At 66.6% G+C, this 21,547-nt stretch carries 17 protein-coding genes; 13 read left to right on the forward strand and 4 right to left on the reverse strand.

Annotation, left to right across the window (positions count from 1 at the left end; translation table 11 throughout):
• Positions 1–2 precede the first annotated feature (2 nt).
• The 4 genes from ACSION_RS17150 (at position 3) to ACSION_RS17165 (ending at position 5,092) form a co-directional block, all read left to right on the forward strand.
• On the forward strand, positions 3–635 hold the full coding sequence (locus tag ACSION_RS17150; protein WP_435307002.1) for a ubiquinol-cytochrome c reductase iron-sulfur subunit: 633 nt from the start codon (positions 3–5) through the stop codon (positions 633–635).
• Positions 636–693: 58 nt separating this feature from the next.
• Positions 694–2,421, forward strand: a complete 1,728-nt coding sequence (locus ACSION_RS17155; RefSeq protein ID WP_435307003.1) for a PQQ-dependent dehydrogenase, methanol/ethanol family — start codon at positions 694–696, stop codon at positions 2,419–2,421.
• Between the two features lie 80 nt (positions 2,422–2,501).
• Positions 2,502–2,960 carry an azurin gene (gene azu / locus ACSION_RS17160; protein ID WP_435307004.1) on the forward strand — a complete coding sequence of 153 codons (459 nt, stop codon included), beginning with the start codon at positions 2,502–2,504 and terminating at the stop codon, positions 2,958–2,960.
• Complete coding sequence (locus tag ACSION_RS17165) at positions 2,957–5,092, forward strand: TonB-dependent receptor family protein (RefSeq protein WP_435307005.1); 2,136 nt, start codon at positions 2,957–2,959, stop codon at positions 5,090–5,092. The genes azu and ACSION_RS17165 overlap by 4 nt, the downstream gene beginning before the upstream one ends.
• Positions 5,093–5,096: 4 nt before the next feature.
• Here ACSION_RS17165 and ACSION_RS17170 read toward each other — a convergent pair whose 3' ends face one another.
• Both ACSION_RS17170 and ACSION_RS17175 read right to left on the reverse strand, forming a co-directional pair.
• A complete protein-coding gene (locus ACSION_RS17170) occupies positions 5,097–6,512 on the reverse strand; it encodes a sensor histidine kinase (RefSeq protein ID WP_435307006.1) in 1,416 nt (471 codons plus the stop codon).
• Positions 6,509–7,228 (reverse strand): response regulator, encoded by a 720-nt coding sequence (locus ACSION_RS17175; protein ID WP_435307007.1) that lies wholly within the window; start codon positions 7,226–7,228, stop codon positions 6,509–6,511. The genes ACSION_RS17170 and ACSION_RS17175 overlap by 4 nt, the downstream gene beginning before the upstream one ends.
• Positions 7,229–7,510: 282 nt before the next feature.
• On the opposite strand from ACSION_RS17175, the gene ACSION_RS17180 reads away from it, so the two are divergent.
• The 4 genes from ACSION_RS17180 to ACSION_RS17195 all read left to right on the forward strand — a co-directional run bounded on the left by ACSION_RS17180 (position 7,511) and on the right by ACSION_RS17195 (position 11,068).
• Complete coding sequence (locus ACSION_RS17180) at positions 7,511–8,521, forward strand: glycosyltransferase (protein ID WP_435307174.1); 1,011 nt, start codon at positions 7,511–7,513, stop codon at positions 8,519–8,521.
• Positions 8,518–9,543: a sulfotransferase family protein gene (locus ACSION_RS17185; RefSeq protein WP_435307008.1), complete on the forward strand. Its 1,026-nt coding sequence runs from the start codon at positions 8,518–8,520 to the stop codon at positions 9,541–9,543. The genes ACSION_RS17180 and ACSION_RS17185 overlap by 4 nt, the downstream gene beginning before the upstream one ends.
• A 278-nt stretch (positions 9,544–9,821) precedes the next feature.
• Positions 9,822–10,022 carry a hypothetical protein gene (locus ACSION_RS17190; RefSeq protein WP_435307009.1) on the forward strand — a complete coding sequence of 67 codons (201 nt, stop codon included), beginning with the start codon at positions 9,822–9,824 and terminating at the stop codon, positions 10,020–10,022.
• A 59-nt stretch (positions 10,023–10,081) separates the two neighbouring features.
• Positions 10,082–11,068 carry a hypothetical protein gene (locus tag ACSION_RS17195; protein WP_435307010.1) on the forward strand — a complete coding sequence of 329 codons (987 nt, stop codon included), beginning with the start codon at positions 10,082–10,084 and terminating at the stop codon, positions 11,066–11,068.
• 7 nt (positions 11,069–11,075) lie between these two features.
• Here ACSION_RS17195 and ACSION_RS17200 read toward each other — a convergent pair whose 3' ends face one another.
• Positions 11,076–11,900: a polysaccharide deacetylase family protein gene (locus tag ACSION_RS17200; protein WP_435307011.1), complete on the reverse strand. Its 825-nt coding sequence runs from the start codon at positions 11,898–11,900 to the stop codon at positions 11,076–11,078.
• Between the two features lie 4 nt (positions 11,901–11,904).
• Positions 11,905–13,371 carry a glycoside hydrolase family 30 protein gene (locus ACSION_RS17205; RefSeq protein ID WP_435307012.1) on the reverse strand — a complete coding sequence of 489 codons (1,467 nt, stop codon included), beginning with the start codon at positions 13,369–13,371 and terminating at the stop codon, positions 11,905–11,907.
• A gap of 331 nt (positions 13,372–13,702) precedes the next feature.
• Between ACSION_RS17205 and ACSION_RS17210 the strand changes: the two genes are divergently transcribed.
• The 5 genes from ACSION_RS17210 (at position 13,703) to ACSION_RS17230 (ending at position 21,524) form a co-directional block, all read left to right on the forward strand.
• Positions 13,703–14,713, forward strand: coding sequence for a LacI family DNA-binding transcriptional regulator (locus tag ACSION_RS17210; protein WP_435307013.1), 1,011 nt, complete (start codon positions 13,703–13,705; stop codon positions 14,711–14,713).
• Positions 14,714–15,067: 354 nt separating this feature from the next.
• Positions 15,068–18,115 carry a TonB-dependent receptor gene (locus ACSION_RS17215; protein WP_435307014.1) on the forward strand — a complete coding sequence of 1,016 codons (3,048 nt, stop codon included), beginning with the start codon at positions 15,068–15,070 and terminating at the stop codon, positions 18,113–18,115.
• A 129-nt stretch (positions 18,116–18,244) separates the two neighbouring features.
• Positions 18,245–19,798, forward strand: a complete 1,554-nt coding sequence (locus ACSION_RS17220; RefSeq protein ID WP_435307015.1) for a tryptophan halogenase family protein — start codon at positions 18,245–18,247, stop codon at positions 19,796–19,798.
• Between the two features lie 12 nt (positions 19,799–19,810).
• Positions 19,811–20,518 (forward strand): SapC family protein, encoded by a 708-nt coding sequence (locus ACSION_RS17225; protein WP_435307016.1) that lies wholly within the window; start codon positions 19,811–19,813, stop codon positions 20,516–20,518.
• Entirely contained in the window at positions 20,502–21,524 is a 1,023-nt protein-coding gene (locus ACSION_RS17230; RefSeq protein WP_435307017.1) for a cupin-like domain-containing protein, read from the forward strand. Before ACSION_RS17225 ends, ACSION_RS17230 begins: the two co-directional genes overlap by 17 nt.
• Positions 21,525–21,547 lie beyond the last annotated feature (23 nt).

The raw sequence follows: 21,547 nt of genomic DNA on the forward strand, positions 1-21,547 counted from the left end.
CGATGAGCGAAACGAAAGAACACGGCGGCTGTGCGTGCGCGTGCGCCGGACATCCCGACGACACCGGCCGCCGCAGCATGCTGACCGGCGCGCTCGCCCTCGCCGCGCTGGCGCCGATGGCGATGGTCAGCGGCGCGGCGGGCGCGCAGTCCGCTGCGCCTGCGCCCACGCGCAGTCCGAAACCCGAGCCCGGCGACAAGCTGGCCTTCATGATCGGACCGAAGGCGGGCAAGGAAGTGAAGCCCGCGGACATCGAAGTCGGCAAGCCACCCGTGCTCGCGTACCCGATGGATCCGGCGACCGGCAAGGTGCTGATCTCGAAAGCCAACCTGCTGACCGTGGTGCGGCTGAAGCCGGCCGACCTGAAGCCGACCAGCGCGCGCAATGCCGCCGACGGCATCGTCGCGTTCTCGTCGCTGTGCACGCACTACGGCTGTCCCATCACCACGCTGCACCCCAGCCAGACGCAGATCGTCTGCAACTGCCACGGCTCGGTGTTCGACGCGGGCAACCGCGGCGCCGTCACCCAGGGACCCGCGACACGGCGGCTGGCCATGCTGCCGCTGACCCTCAAGGACGGCGCCCTGGTCGTCAGCGGGAAGTTCGACGGCCCGCTCGGTCCGCCGACGACCTGATCGCCATTCCGTTCCAACGTCCATGACCTACACCAACGCTTCACCCGGGAGGAGACCCATGCACCTGAAACTGATCACGGCCGCGCTCGTCGCGACCTTTGCCTCGGCCCCGCTCGCCGCGGCCGACTACAAACCCGTCACCGACGCCCGCCTCGCCAACCAGGAGCCTGCGAACTGGCTGCTGACCAAGGGCAACTACGCAGGCTGGAGCTACAGCGAGCTGGACCAGGTGACCACCGCCAACGTCGCAAAGCTGCGACCGGTGTGGTCGGCGGCCACCGGCGTCAACTCGGGCCACGAGGCGCCGGCGATCGTCAACGGCGACTACATGTTCGTGGCGACGCCGCACAACCAGGTGATCGCCTACGACACGCGGACCGGCAAGGTCCGCTGGAAGTTCGTTCGCGAAGTGCCCGAAGGTCTCGGCGCGCTCCATCGCACCAACCGCGGCGTGTCGCTGTACGGCGACAAGGTGTATGTCGGCAGCATCGACTGCATGCTCAGCGCGCTCGACGCCACCACCGGCAAGCTGGTATGGGAAGCGCAGGTGTGCGACTGGGAACAGGACAGCGCCTACATCACGTCCGCGCCGCTGGTGGTCAAGGGCAAGGTGTTGATCGGCCCGTCCGGCGGTGAGTTCGGCGTGCGCGGCTTCCTGAAGGCCTTCGATGCGGAAACCGGCAAGCTGGCCTGGACGCGCTACAGCGTGCCGGGGCCGGGCGAGAAGGGCTTCGAAACGTGGCCGCAGGACGGCGAGTGGAAGGACGCCTGGAAGAATGGCGGCGGCACGATGTGGATGCCGGGCAATTACGACGCCACCAACAACGTCATCTACTGGGGCGTCGGCAACGGCGCGCCGTGGCTCGGCGACCAGCGTCCCGGCGACAACCTGTACCTCGCGTCGGTGCTGGCGCTGGATCCGGAGACGGGCGACATCGTCAGCCACTTCCAGTACCACTGGAACGATTCGTGGGACTGGGCCGGCATGAACGCGCCGACGCTGGTGGAGTTCAACCGCAACGGCAAGAAGGTGTCGGGACTGATCAGTGCGCAGCGCAACGGCCGCCTGTACTGGCTGGACCGCGACGACAAGGGCCAGATCACCTACAACAAGTCCGAGCCGTACGTGCACAACACGGTGTTCGCGAGCATCGATCCGAAGACCGGCCGGCCGACCTATAACGAGAACGCCAAGCCGGCCACCGGCAAGACGCGCACCTACTGCCCGAGCCTGTGGGGCGGCAAGGATTGGCCGTACGAGGCGTACAACCCGAAGACCGGCATGTTGTACATCCCGTACAACGACAACCACTGCCTGACCCTGACCGGCCTGATCCAGCCGCGCATCCCAGGCCAGTGGTCGGCCGGCGTGGACATCAACCGCCTCGATCTGTCGGTGAAGAAGGGCTTCGACCACATCGGCGGCATCCAGGCATGGAGCGTGGATGGCGGCAAGGAAGTGTGGCGCGAGAAGTACCCGCACTCGTGGAACTGGGGTTCGATCATGACCACGGCCGGTGGCGTGCTGTTCGCCGGCGGCACCAACGACCGCATGTTCCGCGCGTACGACGCCAAGACGGGCAAGCTGCTGTGGGAGTTCCCCACGCCGTCCGGCATCATCGCGCCGCCCAGCACCTTCACCGTCGATGGCAAGCAATACATTGCGGTGGTGTCCGGCTGGGGCGTGGATGCCCAGTGGATCCAGGGCAAGATGCACGACCTGGCGGGCTGGGAGAAAGCCGTGCCCGAAGGCGGTTCGGTGTGGGTGTTCGCCCTGGGCGACTGATCCGCACGGGATTCACCGTCCGGCTTGCGCGATCCCGTAGCGGGATCGCGCAAGGTTTTCCCGATTACAGGAATCGTTCGATGTCATCGAAGCATATGGTCACCCTGCTCATCGTCGCGTTGCTGGCGCTGAGCCCCCCGCAGGCCTTTGCGAAGACCTGCAACGTCGCCATCGGCAGCAACGATGCGATGCAGTTCGACAAGCAGGAGATCCGCATCGCCGCCGACTGCACGCAGGTGAAACTGACGCTGCGGCATACTGGCGCCCTTCCCGCCGAAGTGATGGGCCACAACTGGGTGCTGACGACCACCGCCAATCTTGAAGCGCTCGCCACCGCCGCCGGCAAGCTTCCCGCCAGCAGCGACCATGTGCCGAAGGGCGATGCGCGCGTGCTGGCGGCCAGCAAGGTGGTAGGCGGCGGACAGTCGACCACCTTCACCTTCTCCACGTCGGTGCTGCGCAAGGGCGGCGATTACTCGTTCTTCTGCTCGGTGCCCGGGAACTGGACCATGATGAAAGGCAAACTGGTGTTCGGATGAAACGGTGGTCGACCTGCTGGCCCTTGTTCGGAAGCGCGGTACTCGCGCCATGCGCCCTCGCCGCACCCGCGGGTGAGCCCGTTCTACCCGCAGAGACACTGGACCGCGTGGTGGTGACTGCGACGCGGCTCGAAAGCGTCACCGCCTTCGACACGCCGGCGTCCATCGACGTGGTGTCGCTGGGCGACGGTGGCACGCGCACGCAGGCCGCGCTGTCCGAAGTGCTGGACGGCATCCCCGGGCTGCAGGCGCGCGAGCGCCAGAACCTCGCGCAGGACACGCAGCTCTCGATCCGCGGCTTCGGTGCGCGTTCCACTTTCGGCGTGCGCGGGGTGCGCCTGTATGCCGACGGTGTGCCGGCGACGATGCCGGATGGCCAAGGCCAGGTGTCGCACTTCAGCATGCTGGGCGCGGACCGTGTCGAAGTCCTGCGCGGGCCTTTCTCCGCGCTGCACGGCAACTCGTCCGGTGGCGTGATCCAGGCATGGAGCGACATTCCCGAAGATGGACGCGATGCACGGCTGCAGGCCAGCGTCGCGAGCCACGACACCTATCTGCTGGGCGCACGCGTGCGAGGTGCGCGCGATGTGGTGGGCTACAACGTGGCCGCCTCGGTGCTGGATACGCAGGGCTACCGCGAGCATGCGGCTGCACGACGCGAGTCAGTGAATGTCTTGCTGCGCCTCCGTCCCGACGCAGGCACGCTGGACCTGGTCGCCAATCATTTCGATGCGCCCGATGCGCAGGACCCGCTGGGACTGACGCGGGCGCAGGCATGGCAGGCGCCACGGCAGGCGTCGCCGGTGGCCATCGTGTTCAACACGCGCAAGTCGGTTTCCCAGGACCAGATGGGTGCGGTCTATGCGCTCCCGTTCGGCGATGGACACCAGGTGCGGGTGATGGGTTATGGTGGTCAGCGCGACGTCGAGCAGTTCCTCGCCCTGCCGGTTGCAGCGCAAGGGAATCCGCTGAATTCCGGTGGCGTGATCGACCTGGACAACACCTACGGTGGCGCCGACCTGCGCTGGTCCTGGCAAGGGCAGCTCGCGGGGCAACCGGTGGAACTCACAGCCGGCCTCAATGCGGACCGGCAACGCCAGCGGCGCCGCGGTTACGAGAACTTCGTCGGCTCCGTGCTGGGTGTGCGCGGCGCCTTGCGGCGGGATGAACGCAACGAGGTGGAGAACGCGGACCAGTACCTGCAGGCGTGGTGGAAGTTCGCACCGCGCTGGTCATTGCTGGCGGGCGCGCGCCGCAGCCGCATCACCTTCACGTCCGATGATGCCTACGTCACCGCGACCAATCCCGACGACAGCGGACGGGTCACGTACGACCGCGTCATGCCGGTGGCAGGCCTGGTGTTCGCGCCGCACGACGCGCTGCGCGTGTATGCGTCGATCGGACGAGGTTTCGAGACGCCGACCTTCAACGAACTGGGCTATCGCGCCGATGGCGCCGCCGGCCTGGCCTTCGACCTGCGACCGGCGGCCAGCCGCAACCTCGAGCTGGGCACGAAGTGGCGCGCGGCAGGCGGAACGACGCTGGAGGCGGCAGTGTTCCGCGCCGATACCGACGACGAGCTCGCCGTGGCGCGCAATGTCGGTGGACGCAGCAGTTACCGCAACGTGGGCGCTGCACGCCGGCAGGGATTCGAACTTCAGTCGGACGTGCCGCTGAGCGATGCGTGGCGGGTGCAGTTCGCCTACACCTGGCTGGACGCGACATTCCGCGACAGCTTTCCGATCTGCACTGCCGCCGGTTGCACCACGCCCGGCGTGCAGGTCGCCGCGGGGACGCGGATCCCCGGCATCGCGCGCCAGCAGGCATCGCTGCGGTTGCGCTGGCAGGGTGAACGTTGGCACGCCGCAGCGCAGCTGGTCGGCATGGACGATGTCACCGTCAACGACACCGGCAGCGAACGTGCGCCGGGCTATGGCGTGCTCCACCTGGAAGCGGGTCGCGCGTGGTCGTGGGCGAGCGGACGCCTGCAGGTATTCGGCCGCATCGACAACGCGATGGACCGGTTCCACATCGGCTCGGTGATCGTCAACGAAGGCAACGGGCGCTTCTACGAACCCGGCGCCGGACGCACCTTCACGTTGGGTGCCCGTTGGCACTGGGCGGCCCAGTGATAGGTCAGTCGACGCCGCGCGGCAGGTAGACACTGGCGCGCAGGCCGCCTTCAGTGCGATTGGACAGCTGTACCTCGCCGCCGTGCGCGAGCACGGTGTGCTTCACCGACGCCAGGCCGAGTCCGATCCCGCCGGTACTGCGATTGCGCGACGCCTCGCCGCGCACGAAGGCCATGAACAGTTGTTCCGCTTGCGCTGGATCGATGCCGGGACCCTCGTCGTCCACGCAAAGACGGTAGCCCTGTCCTTCGGGCGACAGCGTGATGCGTGCGCGATGCCCGTACTTCAGCGCGTTGTCGACCAGGTTGCCCACCATGCGCCGCAGCGACACCGGATCGCCTGTCATCGGCGCCGAAGATCCTGCCTCGGCACGCACATCGTGGCCCATGTCGCGCAGGCTGTCGGCCACGCCTTCGACCAGCAACCGGAGGTCGAGAGGCTCGCGCAGCGGACGGCGGTTCTGGTCGTGGATGAAGGCGAGGGTGGCATCGATCATCTGCGACATCTCGGCGATATCGGCGCTCGCCTTGGCGCGGCTTTCGTCCGGCAGCGCGTTCAGCCGGAACGCTAGCCGCGCGAGCGGCGTGCGCAGATCGTGCGCGATGGCACCGGCCATCTCGCTGCGTTCCTGCAGCAGGCGGTCCAGGCGCGCCTGCATGGCGTTGAACGCCGCCGCCGCGCTGGCGAACTCGCTCGGGCCGGTCAATGGCAGTGCCGGCGCACCACTTTCGCGCCCCATGCGATCAGCCGCGCGGGTGAACTGGCGGATCGGTGACGCGAGCGCGCGCGAGAACCACCACGCCAACGGCAGCAGCGCAAGCATGCCGGCGAGGAACAGCGTGGCAAGCCGGGTCATGAAGCTCGTGCGATTGCGCGTGTTCTCGACGATCCGCCAACGTCCGTCTGTCTGTCGGAACGCGGCGACGAAATCGCCCCGCAGCGGGGCATCCGGTCGCCATGCCAGTGGGAAGCGTTGCGCCGCCGGATTGCCTGCGTCTTCCGGCGGACGGGCGGGGCCGCCCAGGGGGGGTGCCTGCATCCCGGCGCCGGTCATGGGCGGCGGTCCGCCCGGCGCACGCGGTGCCGGCGAGAACGGCTGCGGCCCCTGCAGGTGGTAGAAGTGCACATGCTGCGCGTCGCTGCCGAGCCATTGCGCAAGCAGGTCGCGTATGAAGGGCGACGCGCGGTAGCGTGCCGGATCCGGGGTGGGCGGTTGTTCGGCGTCGTAGACCTTCAGGTCCGGGCCGGTGGCGGGCATGCGCGAAGACAGCAGCGCCGTCAGTTCGCTGAAGGCGATGCCGTCGACCGGCGGGCGATACAGCAGCACCGCCATGCCGATCGCATACGCCACCGCAAGCGCGGCCAGCAGCAGGAGGAACGTCCGCGCGAACAGCGGCATGCGGCGCAGGCGTGCGCTCATCGGCGCACGACCGACGGCAGCAGCATGTAACCCTCGTTGCGGATCGTCCGGATCATGTCCGGACCGCCACGTTCGCTGAGCTTGCGACGCAAGCGGCTTACCTGGCTGTCGATGGCGCGGTCGTAGACGTCGACGTTGTGGCCGCGCGCATAGTCCAGCAACTGGTCGCGGCTCAGGACCCGTTGCGGGTGCTCGACGAAGGTGCGCAGCAGGGTGAACTCGCCATCGGACAGCGTGATGTGCATCCCCGTCGGATCGCGCAATTCGCGGCGTGCCACGTCCAGGCTCCAGCCATCGAAGCGGTACTGCAAGCCGCCCGATGGCGCATGCTCTCCATCCGCTGCGGGCGGATTGCGCCGCAGCAGCGCCCGCACGCGCGCGAGCAACTCGCGCGGGTTGCAGGGTTTGGCGAGATAGTCGTCGGCGCCGACCTCCAGGCCGATGATGCGGTCGGTGTCGGTACCGAGCGCGCTGAGCATGATGACGGGCGGGCCACCCTCGTTCGCCAGCCGACGCGCCGCCGACAGGCCGTCCTCACCCGGCATCATGACGTCGAGCACCACCAGGTCGGGTCGCCGCCGGGCGATCGCGTCGCGCATTCCTGCGACGTCGGCCGCCACCTCCACGTGATAGCCGTGGTCGCGGAGGAAGTCGCCGATCAGGGTGCGCAGTTCGGGGTCGTCGTCGACCACCAGGATGTGGGAGCTCAGGTCCATCGTGTAGCGTCGCGGGCGGCGTCCATGGGAAGTATGCGCCATCCACGGACCGGCCCTACCTTGGAAAAAATGCCGCCACGCGGCGTGGCGGCAAGGATTTCCGGGGATTGAGGACACGGTTGGTCTGACGCCAACACCGAGGCAGCGTGCCCGGTGCGCATGGCGCCGGTGTGTCGGCGTGTGACGCTGTGTGTCGTCTGGCATTTCGCACGGCGACACGGGGGCAAATCCACGCGACATCGCCCGCGCAGGCTCACGACTCCCCCGACGCCGGTGCATGCCATGCCCACACCTTCCCTGCGCCTCCTCACCCGCGACAATGGGGTGGGCCTGAGTCGCGACCTCAGGTTGATGGCGGAAGGTTTGTTTCATGCCGGCCTGGACTGCGAGCGGGTCGCGTTCGGCGCTGGCGGCCGTTCTGGCAAGGCGATGGAGCTGGATCTCTGGGCGAGCCGACTGCGGCACGGCCGTATCGATGTGCAGGTCTTCCTCGAGCGCGTTTATCCGCGCTGCCTGCCGTTGGCGAAACGCAACGTGCTGGTGCCCAACCCAGAATGGCTGCTCGACAAGTGGCAGCCCCTGCTGCCGCGATTCGACCTGGTTTTGTGCAAGACCCGGCATGCGCAACGGCTGTTCGAGGCGCGCGGGTGCCCCACGGCGTATCTCGGCTTCACCAGCGATGACCGGCGCGATGTATCGGTGGCGCGCGAACGCGCTTTCTTCCATCTCGCCGGCAGCAGCGCGTCGAAGGGCACCGAGGTGTTGCTGGCGGCCTGGCGCCAGCATCCGGAGTGGCCGCGCCTGACCGTCGTCCAGGCCGAGCGCCATGCGCGCCGGGGCCCGGCCGCGCCGAACATCGAACATCACGTCGGCTATCTCGACGACAGTGCGCTGCGGTGGATGCAGAACCGGCACGTGTTCCATGTCTGCCCGTCTGAAGTCGAAGGCTACGGACATCATCTCGTCGAGGCGATGAGCGTGGGTGCGGTGGTACTGGCGACCGACGCAGCGCCGATGAACGAGCATGTGACGCCTGACCGCGGCATCTTGATCAGGGCATCGCCCGGGCGGCGGCAAGGGTTGGACACGACCCACGAGGTCACCATCGAGGCGATCGAACGCGCGGTCGACGATGCCTTGTGCCTCGCGGGTTGGCAGCGCGCCGCGATGGGCGAGGCGGCGCGCACCCATTTCCTCGCGGGGCGCCGCGCGTTCCATGCGCGCCTGCAGGCGAGCATCCCCATGCTGCTTGGCGAAGCGGCCGCAGGCCTGGCCGCCGGGTGCGCCTCGTGAGTGCGCGTCGCGCGCAGCAGCAGGCTTGCCTGGCGGACGCACTCAGAGAAGCCGCGGGCCGCACGCAGGCGGGACATGTACGGCGCCGCGTGTTCGTCGTTGGCTGCCCCCGTTCCGGCACCACGCTGCTGCAGTCGCTGTTGCATGCGCACCGTCAGATCCGATCGCAACCGGAAACCCACTTCCTGCCGATGATGCTCGGCAGTGAGGAGCATCGTCGTTGCGATGCCGACCGACCCCGCGCGCCCGTGGCCCGCTTGAGGCACTGGCGTCGCGATGCGTTCGCACGCTGGTCGCTGGTCGATCCGCGTCGCGCCACCCGCGCCTGGGCGTTCCTGCGCCAGCTCAACCTTCCCGTTGATGCGCCGGACCGGGATCGATGGCGACTCGCCACGCAGTTGCGAGCGTTCGTGCGTACCTTGGACGCCCATGCCTTGGCCCTGCATAAGCCGATCTGGGTCGAGAAGACGCCCGACCATCTGTTCTACATCGATCACCTGCGCGCCGGCGTGCCGGATGCCCGCTTCATCCATGTGCAACGCGAAGCTACCCAGGTCGTCGGTTCGCTGTACCGCGCTGCCCGCGACCATCCCGGTTGGCGACCGTTCCTCTCCCTGCAGAAATGCGTGGACCGCTGGGACACCGCACATCGGGAAAGCGAGCGCTGGCGCGGCGACCCACGTCATCTGCACGTGAGCTACGAAACGCTGGTGCGCGAGCCACACGACACGTTGGGCCGCGTACTGGCGTTCCTTGGCTGCGAACCCGATGTAGCGCTGTGGTCCCGCTATCGCACCGTCGCGGGCGGACTGATTCGCGCGGACGAGCCCTGGAAGGCACGCAACCTGGAGCCGCTGTGCGCACGCGATGCATTCGGCGAAGTGCTCGATGCGTCGCAGCGTCGCTGGGTGGAGTCGGCACTCGCGACGCTTGCTGCCTCGCGCATCGTCGCGCAAGAGCACGCGCCGACCACCGTTGCGACGTTGCCGACACATCGTGGCATTGGCGCGCCACACGCTTGAGCCATGCTGCATCCCGTTCCGCCCCGGCATGGCGGGGACGGCGCGGAGCCCACCTCTCCCACGTTCCGCTCCGCCCCCCCCGTGCCGGCCTTTTCCTATCGTCCGCCCTTCCTGCAGGAGATCGCGTGTTCTTCGTTCCCTTCTTCCGAGGCCTCGCCCTCATGGTGGTCGTCGCCGGCCTCGCCGCCTGTTGCACGCGGCCACTGGGGGCTCACCGCCCACCGCCTCACTTCGGGCCTGACGCACCACCGCCGCATGCGCGCGGGCACGATCGGCGCTTGCCGCCTCCTCCTGGCGTCGACGAGGCCATCGCGGCATGTGCGGACGAACTCGACCTGCCGGCCCCGGCGTCCGACGTCGACGATGAGCGGGCCGAGCTGAGCGATGAACAGCACGCCTTGCTCGGCGCCTGCCTCGAAGAGGCTGGTTTTCCACCACCGCCTGCAGGTCCCGCGAACGGTTGGGAAGAGCCGGTATGATGGCCCGATGATCCCTGTGCATGGGTACCGTCCTTCCAGACGCATGTTGATGCGCGTGCGTGCGATCTGAGCAACGCACGCGCGCCGTGTCGACGCCGGTCGCGTCCACGGCGATGCGCGACAGACTGATCGCTGGCGCCACGAGTCTGTTCGTGGTGTTGGTTGCGTTGCGCATCCTGTTGATCCAGCCGTCGCTGACGCACGATGCGACATCAGAGCCGTTGCGCGTCCGCTTCATCCCCCGTATCGCAGGCGAGATGGCCGAGTTGCCGCAGCCGGCGGAGGCCGGGCGCGTGGCGCGTAGCGACAGGGGATCGCGCGTCCCCCTCCTGTCGCCTCCCGCTCGCCGCGCGACGCTGGAGACAGCGCCGCCCCCGACCCTGTATGAACGCGATGGTCGGCTGCGCGTGCCCGAAGGCATCGGCGCAATGTCGCCAGCGTCGAAGCGTGCGCCGGGCAGTGCGCCCGATACCCGCCAGGCGGACGCGCGCGGCCCGTTCGATCGCGTCAATCCCATCGACTACCGACAGACGCGCTTCGATCGCGCGTGGCGAGGCAAGGGTACGGCGGGCGACAGCGCGCTGGAGGACACGCACGGTACGTTGACGGGATCCGTGACCATTCCGCTCGGAACGCGCGACCAGCCCGCGCGCGCACGGCCGCCGCCGAGCGTCCGCTTCAATCCGGGGCTGCACGAACGGACCGCGGACCTGGGCAGCGAGGCGACAGGAGATGCTTACAAGGCAGCACCGATTGCCGAAGAACCCGCCCCGGGGCTCGACGGCGCGGCGAGCCGCGCGATCCGCGGGCAACTGGCGGTGCTTGGCCGGGACTTCGCGCATTGCCAGGCATCGCTGTTCGCCGGGTTCGCGAAGCCCGTGCGATTGCATCTGTCGCAGTTGGAGGGTATCGAGTACGCGTTCGCGCATGGTGTCGATCCGGTGCGCGCCGAACACCTGTTGCCGCGCGAAGCGGATATGGCCTACACCCTGGCGCGGCGCGCCTTGTGGCACGCCCGCAAGAAGCTGGTGTCCTGCGATCGTTGAGCGCGGGCTAGGGTGTCGCGTGCTGGGTGGAGCGCACGCGCACGACGTACTGCATGATGTCCACGAAAGGCGCCACCCAATACACATCGGGATGGGCGACAAGGTGCCGCAGCAGCGCGTCGTGTGCTTCGTTCGATACCGACAGGTAGTCGCCCCCGATACCGTGGAAGGTGAAGCCGACCATCGTGCCGCGCCGTGCGGCCTCCTCGACGCGTGCGATCAGCTGTTCGCCGGTGACGCCTACCGGGACATCCACCGGCACGGCCGCGGCATCGAGCGTCGCCATGTCCATCACCACGCCGCCCTGGCCCAGCTTGATGCCGACGAACTCGGATGCCACCGCATCGATGTAGTTGCCGTCCTGCGCCTGCGTGTCGCCGCAGGGCACGGTCATCGTGCGCGCGGTGCGGCCATCCAGCGCGGCGAGCATGACGTTGGCCAGGCGCACCTGGTCGGCCATCTGCGCGACCGTGGTCGTGTCGAGATCACGATGCGGCGGCACCCACTCCCGATCCGGCAACGAAGAAGAACACTGGTGGAACAAGCTGTGGTTGCCGAGCTCATGGCCACGTTGGGCCGCTTCTACCCACGCCTGCCGACGGGTGCGCAGCGTGTCCGACGCCAACGTCAGGTAGAAGCTGCCCTTCAGGCCGTGCCGGTCCAGCGCCGGGATCGCATGGTCCAATTGCGACGGCAGTGCATCGTCGTAGGCGAGGCTGACGGCAGCTCGCTTGCCGCCCGGCCAGGCGAACGGTTCCGCGGCGAGTGCGTGCGTCGCCACCAGCAGCAAGACCAGCGGCCAGCAGCGCATCGGGCGCAGCGAGAATGTCACGGCGTCAGTTCACCAGCGTCTGGATCGCACGTGCCGGGATGGTGACCACGGCCGAAGCCTGGCCGACGTAGAAGTTGTAGGCGATCTCCTTGTCGGTCGGATTCATCACCACCGTGGCCAAGCGTCCGTCCGGGTTCACGAAGGATGTCGCCAGCAGCGTGCTGCGGCTGGTGGCGGTACTGACGCGTCGCGCCTCGCGACGGACGAATTTCGAGAAGTGGCCGATGTAGTAGTAGCTGGGCGTATAGATCAGTTCGCCCGTGCGCGTATCGGCATGCAGCGGGGCGAAGCAGAAGTTGCCCACATGGTTGGGGCCGCCCTTCTCGTCCAACAGCATGTTCCAGTCGGTCCAGCCCACGGCGCCATTGTTGAAGTCGTTGATCATCGACGTGCCGTAGCGTTCGGCGTTCGGCCAGTACTGGTAGCGCGCGGGGTCGAACTTCTCCACCGCCGCCTCGGTCAGCAGCACGGGCTTGTCGGGGAAGGCCTGCGTCACCGCGGCGACATTGCGGAACATCGGGTCGAAGCCCGCCCACGTCTCGTACCAGTGGAAGCCCAGGCCCCAGGCGTACTTCGCCGCCTCGGGATCGCCGAGGATCACCTGTGCGCGGTACAGCATCATGTCGCGGTTGTGGTCCCACACGATGATCTTCTTGTCGGCGAAACCCGCCTTGTGCATCGTCGGGCCCAGGTAGTCCTTGAGGAAGTCGCGCTCTTCTTCCGCCGTATAGAGCATCGATTCCCAGGTCTGCGTGGCCATGGGTTCGTTCTGCACGGTGATGCCCCAGATCGGGATGCCTTCCTTCTCGTACGCCTGGATGAACTTGACGAAATAGTTCGCCCACGCCTGGCGGTACTCAGGCAGCAGGGCGCCGCCGCGCAGCATGTGCTTGTTGGTCTTCATGAAGGCCGGCGCGCTCCACGGACTGGCGAACAGCGGCAGGTCGCCGCCCGCGGCCGCGATGGCCTGCTTGATCATCGGCAGGCGGGCCCGGCGGTCGTGGTCGATCGAGAACGACGCCAGCGCCTTGTCGCCTTCATTGACGTAGGTGTAGCTGGCCGAGCTGAAGTCCGAGCTGTGGATGGTCGTGCGCGCCAGCGAATAGCCGATGCCGGCCTCCTTGTCGTAGTACGCCTTCATGAACTCGGCACGCTTCTCCGGCGACAGCGTGGCGTACACCTCGGCGGTGGAATCGGTGATCGCGCCGCCGATACCCAGCATCGACTGGAAACGCTTCGCAGGATCGACGAAGACCGAATTCTCGACCTCGGTAAGCTTGTGGCCGGCCTTCAAGGTGGCGGTGCCGGTCTGGCTCAGGCGCTGCCCGGTGTCCTGCGCGGTGGTGTAGATGGTGACGGTCGCCGACGTCGGCATGGGAGTCTCCCGGGGTTGCGCGGCATCGGCGTGCGTCAGGCCGGCGGCCATCGTCGCGCCGAGCGCGACGGCGGCGAACATACGGGTGGATTGCATCGTGGTGCCTCTCGAAGGTGGATGCAGCGCCGGCAACGACTTGCCGGACGCGCGGTAGTTGACAGCGCTGTCATACCGTTGGTACATCTTGGTGTCAACCGTAAGCGCTGTTCGGTGGTGGGACGCGCGATGCAGGGCACATCGCGTCGCGTGTCCATCGCAATGATGTGCTGCTTTGCAACAACGATTCGCGCGCCTTCCCGGCGCGGATTGCGCGGTGGGGAGCCTCTGCAGCGTGCAGGTACGTGCTGCGGTATCCAGGGAACGGGCGTCGCTGTCAGAATCCGGGGTCTTGCCAGGAGGGTGTGCGGAGTGGAGCGGGAGCAGCCGAATGCGTAGTCGGATCGAGGACGTGGCCGCCGCCGCCGGCGTGTCCATGAAGACGGTGTCGCGCGTGCTCAACAACGAGCCCAACGTGCGCGACGAGATGCGCCAGCGCGTCATGAAGGCGGTCGAACAACTGCAGTACCGGCCCAATCTCTCCGCCCGCAGCCTTGCCGGGCAGCGTTCCTACGTCATCGCACTGGTCTACAACAATCCATCGCGCAACTACCTGATGGAAATCCAGAGCGGCATGCTGGAAGCCTGTCGCGACAACCATTACAATCTGGTGCTCGCGCCGGTCGGCTCGCCCAAGCAACGCAAGGCCGAGGACCTCAAGGTGGTGTTCGAGCACTTCGCGCCGGACGGCGTGGTGCTGATTCCGCCATTGACCGACGATCCCGCGGTGCTCGAGTTCCTCGAGCGGCACGACGTGCCTTTTGCCTGCATTGCGCCCAAGCACCCGCAGGACCGCATCGGCGTATCGATGGACGAGACCGCAGCCGTGCTCGAACTGATGGCGGGCCTTGTCGCGCAAGGCCATCGACGCATCGCCCACATCAAGGGCCCGCCCGCGCACGGCGCATGCCAGTGGCGCTTCAAAGGCTATCGCGAGGCGCTGCGCAAGGCGGGGCTCGATTTCGACGAGGACCTCGTGGTGCAAGGCGCGTTCTCGTACGAATCGGGCATCGAAGCCGGCAACCACCTGCTCGACCTCAAGCGTCCTCCGACCGCGATCTTCGCCGCCAACGACGACATGGCGGCCGGCGTCATCCGCGCCGCCTGCGAGCGCGGCCTGGCCGTGCCGCGCGACATCTCGGTGTGCGGCTTCGACGACACGCCGATCGCGCGCCACATCTATCCCGCGCTCACCACGGTCCGTCAGCCCACCTCCGAAATGGGCCGGCTGGCCACGCTCCAACTGCTGGCCCGCATTCGCACATCGGAAGCCGGCGGCATGGTGCACGTCGAGCATGAAGTGGTGTTCCGGGAATCGACCCAGGCGCCCACGCGGCGCTGATCAACCCTCCGTCCGCGTCGCCGATCGCGTGTTTCGCGAGGCCCGGCCGCGCCCATCTGGCGAGCTCGGAACGCCATACCAATCGAAAACCTTCCGCGAGATCGGATGAAAAATTTCTTCCATGCGGTCATCGCGCGCGAAGAATGGAAAACGATTTCAGCTGCGCCGCAGCATCGTAGAAACAGCTTAAAACAAGGGGTTTTCCGCTAACACCGGGTCAATTTCAAGAAAGTTGACAACGCTGTCAATCGCGCGTCCAATGCGGCCCAATGCAAGAGGGAAGGGGCCTCGAGCACGTACGCCACACGTACCTACAACATCGCTATTCGTGAATTTCCGGAGAGGGGAAAGTCCATGAAGCAAGTGCAGTCCGTTCCAAGGAAGCGGGTGCTCACGTCCGCGTTGCTGATCGCCATGGCGGGTCCCGCCTGGGCGCAACAGGCCGAACCGCAGAGCACCACCGCCAGGCCGTCAACGACGGCCACCGAAGCCGATCCGACCACGCTGGACACGGTGGTGGTGAAGGGCATTCGCGCCAGCCTCGAGTCCTCGATGAACCTCAAGCGCGATGCGCAAGGTGTCGTCGATGGCATCGTCGCGGAAGACATCGGCAAGTTCCCGGACACCAATCTGGCCGAATCCCTGCAGCGCATCAGCGGTGTGTCGATCGACCGCACGCCCAGCGGCGAAGGCTCGAAGGTGACCGTGCGCGGCATCGGGCCCGACCACAACCTGGTGCTGCTCAATGGCCGCCAGATGCCGGGCGCGCTGTTGAACGGGTTCTCTGCTTCGAACTCGCGCGCGTTCGATTTCGCCAATCTCGCATCGGAAGCGGTGTCGGGCATCGAGGTCTTCAAGACCGGCCTGGCCGCCAACCCGACCGGCGGCATCGGCGCGACGATCAACATCAAGACCGTTCGCCCGTTGGAAAGCGGGCCGCTCCTGAACCTGGGCGTGAAGACCGTTCACGACACATCGAACGACAATCTTCCGAAGATCATGCAGGGGGACGATTACACCCCCGAGATGTCCGGCATCTTCAGCCAGACTTTCGCTGACGGGAAGTTCGGTGTTGCCGTCACCGGCAGCTATCAGGAACGCGACAGCGGATTCAGCCAGGTCGGCGTGACCGCCGGCTGGCGCACCCACTTCGGCGGCGAAGGCGGCTGGGGCGCGATCGCGCCGGGAACGCCCGGCAACGAGAATCTGCCGGGCCCGACCGATCTGTACTCGGTGCCGCAGAATCTCAACTACAGCGTCAACGGCATCCAGCGCCAGCGGACTAACGGGCAGGTGACCCTGCAGTGGGCCCCGACGGACCGCATCACCACGACCCTGGACTACACGTACTCCGAGAACAAGATCCAGCAGCGCCGCAACGAAATGTCGGTGTGGTTCAACTTCGTTGGCCAGGAAAGCGCCTGGACGGACGGCCCTGCGGCCGGTCCGGTGTTCTATCGCGAGAACATTGCCTGCACCGGCACGCAGAACCCGAATGGCACCTATGAGGGCTGCAGCGATCTGGCCATGGCGGGCGGCATCAGCGCAACCAAGGCCGAGAACGAATCGGTCGGCTTCAACGTCGAGTGGGAAGTCACGGACGCGCTGGACCTGGCGTTCGACTATCACCGCTCCACGGCCGAGCTGAGCCCGGACAGCGAATGGGGTTCGCAGGGCAACATCGGTACCGCTGCCTGGATCCGTGGCGATACCACGGTCTATTTCGACGGCAAGCTGCCGATCCTCAGCTACGACCTCGCGCCGGGCGTCAGCGGCGTGGATCCGTCGCAGGCGCGTCCGACCGGTCGCCAGTTCGTGAACGGCTATTCGCGTGGTGAGGTCGACCAGGGCCAGTTGAGCGGCAGCTTCAAGTTCGGCGACTTCTCCGACCTGAAGTTCGGCGTGGCCAACACCGAGGTCAAGAACCGGACCGCCTGGGGCATCAACGAGAATGCGGACTGGGGTGGCATCGGCAACGCGTCCGATTTCGCCGACAGCCTCTGGCAGATCGACGACATGGCGCGCTACTTCGACGCGTTCCCCGGGTTCAACGATCCGCGCTTCAACAGCCAGTTCCTGGTCTTCAACTACGAGGCCATGCGCGACGCCGTGGGCGCCTACACCGGTCGCCCGGACCTGGCTCGAGCGCCGGACAACTACAACCGCGCGGACCTGCGCACCACCGAGAAGACCCGCAGCGCCTATCTGCAATACAGCACCAGCTGGGAGACCCGGATCCCGATCAACCTGGCCGTGGGCTTGCGCTACGAGAAGACCGAGATCGAATCCTCGGCCCAGGTGGATACACCGGTCCTGGTGCGCTGGGTGGCGGACAACGAGTTCTTCACCGACATGGGTGAGAAGACGTTCACCACCATGACCGGCGAGTACGACTACTGGCTGCCGAACATCGATGCCAGCTTCGAGCTGACCGAGGACATGGTGCTGCGCGCCAGCTATGGCCATTCGCTCGGCCGTCCCGGCTGGCAGGACATCCAGGGCGGACAGACCGTCAGTCCGTTGCTGCGCGTCAATGGCGGTAGCGGCAACTCGGGCAATCCGAACCTGAAGCCGTTGCTGTCGAAGAACATCGACCTGTCGTACGAGTGGTACTACGCCGAAGCGAGCTACTTCTCGGTGGGCTACTACCGCAAGAACATCTCCAACTACATCGACAGCGGCGCGGGCTCGTTCCAGGACACGTTGTTCAGCCTGCCCACGCCCGTGGGTGGCGCGTACTGGAACGCCGCCATCGGCGCCGGCGGCTGCGGCAGCGCGGACGTGGGGTGCATCCGCCAGTACATCTTCGACAACTTCGATGGCCAGCCGGGCGTGGACAGCACGGCGGGCACCAACGGCGAGATCACCGGCATCGAAGGCGATCCGCTGACGGTGTACAACATCACCATCCCGGGCAACGCGGGTTCGCATACCCTCAACGGTTACGAACTCAGCCTGCAGCACATGTTCGGCGACAGTGGCTTCGGTATCGCGGCGAACTACACCATTGTCGACAGCGACAGCCTGTCGTACGACAACAACGCCAAGGGACCTCAGCAGGTGCTCATCGGCCTGAGCGATTCGGCCAACCTGGTGGGCTTCTACGACAAGGGGCCATGGCAGGTGCGCTTGGCCTACAACTGGCGCGACAAGTTCCTCAACAGCCAGTACGACGGCGATGCCGCCGACACCGCGAAGAACAACCCGGTGTATGTGGAAGAGTACGGCCAGTGGGATCTGAGCGTGGGCTACAAGTTCAACGACCGTTTCACGGTGCAGTTCGAGGGCATCAACCTCACCGACGAGACGGCCCGGCTCAGCGAGCGCCACAAGAACATCCTCTTCTACGGCACCCAGACCGGTCCGCGCTACATGGTCGGCTTCCGTTACAACTTCCGCTGACGTTCGATGGTTCTCCCGGATCCGAGGCGGGTCCGGGTAACATCGCCAAAGCCGCTGGTTTCCAGCGGCTTTGGCTTTGGAAGGGCCTCACGGGTCCCGTTTCGCGGATGTAGTGACGAGGAGGGCAGCGTGGATTTTCCTGTCAGGCATGTGGTCATCCTCGGAGGCGGTTCCGCGGGCTGGCTCACCGCAGCGGTGCTGGCGGCCGAGCACCAGACTGCCTTGGATAGCGGACTGCGGATCACCTTGATCGAGTCGCCGGATGTCGCGACCGTGGGCGTGGGCGAAGGAACCTGGCCGACCATGCGCGACACCTTGCGCAGGACGGGTGTCAGCGAGACGGACTTCATCCGCGAGTGCGATGCGGCCTTCAAGCAGGGCTCCAAGTTCGTCCGCTGGCGCGAAGAGGTCGACGGCGACTATTACCACCATCCCTTCGTGCTGCCCCCGGGATTCCTGGAGACTCATCTGGCCACAGGCTGGATGGCGCACCGCGACGTGCCCTTCAGCATGCTGACCTGCTTCCAGGCACACCTGTGCGAGGCCGGGAAATCCCCCAAGCAGATGTCCACGCCGGAGTGGGCTTCCGTGGCCAATTACGCCTACCACCTCGATGCCGCGAAGCTCGGGATGTTCCTGCGGAAGCACTGCGTCGAGAAGCTGGGCGTACGCCACGTGGCCGATCACATGGTCGAGGTGGAAACGCACGAGAACGGCGACATCGCAGCCCTGCGGACGCGCGAGCATGGTGCGATCGAAGGCGACCTGTTCGTGGATTGCAGCGGCATGCGTGCGCTGCTGATCGGGCAGCACTACGGCGTCGAAATCGAATCCCAGAAGGACGTGTTGTTCAACGATCGGGCGATCGCGACACGGGTACCCTACGTGGATCCCAGCGTGGAGATCGCCTGCCAGACCATCTCGACGGCGCAGGAAGCCGGCTGGATCTGGGACATCGGCCTCCAGAGCCGCCGCGGCATCGGTCACGTCTACTCCAGCACCCACACGAGCGACGAGGCTGCAGAGGCCGCCCTGCGACGCTACATCGTGGCGACGGGGGGGCGTGAGCAGGACATCGATACGTTGCCGAAGATCGTGATCCGCCCCGGTTTCCGGCGTGGCGCGTGGCACCGGAACTGCGTGGCCATCGGGCTGTCCAGTGGTTTCATGGAGCCGCTCGAAGCCTCTTCGTTGGTCATGGTGGAGCTCGCCGCGGGCATGCTGGCCGACCAGATGCCCGCCACGCGCGCCGCCGTGGACATCGTTGCCAAGCGCTACAACGACACCTTCAGCTACCGCTGGGACCGCATCGTCGACTTCCTGAAGTTGCACTACGTGCTGAGCAAGCGGGACGACAGCGACTACTGGCGCGACAACCGCAGGCCGGAAACGATTCCGGAACGCCTGCGCGACCTGCTCGAATTCTGGCGCCACCAGCCGCCCTCCCGGTACGACCTCAATCGGGTCGAAGAAGTGTTCCCCTCGGCGAGCTACCAGTTCATCCTCTACGGCATGGGATTCATGCCCGACACGCGCCCGACCACGCGGCACATGGATGATGTCCAGGCCGCGGAAGGATATTTCCGCCAGTCCGCGGACATCGCGAGGAAGATGCTGCCGGCATTGCCTGGGCATCGTGAGATGCTCGATCATGTGATGACGCGCGGAATGCCGCGCATCTAGGACGACCCAACGATGACCCGACATGCCCAGGTCAACAACATCGACCACAAGGACTTGCGCATCGACACCCGGCGCGGCGCGCAGCTGGGCGACGATGTCGGTTTCGCCGCCACGTTCCCTGCCGAGTTCCGCGACCTGCAGGCCTGCTATCCGATCGTGTTCCGCAAGGACGCGCACGGCGCGTTGTCGCCGATCGCGTTGCTGGGATTCGAGGAGGGAAAGAACCTGTTCCTCGATGGCGAGCGCTGGGATGCGCACTACCTGCCGCTGGCGATCGAGCGGCAGCCCTTCCTGATCGGGCGTGGCGGCGACGAAATGACGGTGCATATCGACCTGGACAACCCCCGGGTCGGCAGCGCCGAAGGCGAGCCGCTGTTCCGCGAGCATGGCGGCAACAGCGAATACCTGGAGCGGATCGCATCGGTGCTGCTCACGCTGCACAACGGGCTGGAACGCCTGCCGGCCTTCATCGATGCGCTGCTCAAGCACGAGTTGCTGGAATCGTTCGCGCTCGACGTGCAACTGGACGATGGCTCGCTCAACCGGCTGGCCGGGTACTACCTCATCAACGAGGACCGTCTCCGCGGCCTCGATGCCGGTGCACTGGGCCAGCTGCATGCGGACGGGCACCTGGAGCCGATCTTCATGGCCGTGGCTTCGATTTCGAACTTCCGTGCCCTGATCGACAGGATGAATCGGAGCCGTGCCGGCGGACGCTAAGCCCATCCGCGAGCTTCGCGGCGAAGCGCCCGGCGCGCTGGCCGAGGCGCTGCGGGCATCGGCGTCCGGGCCGACCGTGGTGCGAGGCCTTGTGGCCCATTGGCCGATGGTGGCGGCAGCGCGGGAGTCGATGCAGGCCGCAGTGGCTTATCTGCATGGCTTCGAACGCCAGGACGCACCGCCGGTGGTCGCGACGGTCGCGGCCCCGGAAGCCGGCGGGCGGGTGTTCTACAACGACGACCTGAGCGGCTTCAACTTCCGCCAGGAGCATATTCCGCTGGGCACGGTGCTCGACACGTTGCTCAAGTACGCGGCACGGGAACCCGCGCCGATGATCTACGTCGCATCGACCACGCTCGACACCTGGCTGCCAGGCTTCCGTGAAGAAAATGCGCTCGCCCTGGAAGGTCGCGATCCGCTGGCGAGCATATGGATAGGCAACCGCACCCGCATCGCCGCCCATCAGGACGTGCCCGACAACATCGCCTGCGTCGTGGCGGGGCGCCGCCGCGTCACCCTGTTCCCGCCGGACCAGTTGCGCAACCTGTACATCGGTCCGCTGGACTTCACGCCTGCCGGACAGGCCGTCAGCCTCGTCGATTTCGCATCGCCCGATCTGGAGCGGTTTCCGCGCTTCGCCGAAGCGATGCGGTACGCGCAGGTGGCCGAACTCGAACCGGGCGACGCAGTCCTGATCCCCAGCATGTGGTGGCACCACATGGAGGGCCTGGAGCCGTTCAACGTGCTGGTCAATTACTGGTGGCGCGAGGCGCCGGGTTGGATGGACACGCCGATGAACGTCCTGATGTACGCGCTGATGACGATGCGCGACCTGCCATCCCATGAGCGGGAGATCTGGCAGGACGTGTTCCGCCACTACGTGTTCGAAGCCGGTGCGGACACGGTCGCGCATATTCCGGAGGAGGCCCGCCGCCTTCTCTCGCCGCTGGACGAAGTGCGTGCCCGCGACCTTCGCGCGCGCCTGCTCAAGCGGATCAATCGCTGATCAAGAACGCCCAGGGGCCTATT

This window comes from Pseudoxanthomonas sp. LjRoot125 (assembly GCF_964252705.1).
GTDB lineage: Bacteria > Pseudomonadota > Gammaproteobacteria > Xanthomonadales > Xanthomonadaceae > Pseudoxanthomonas_A.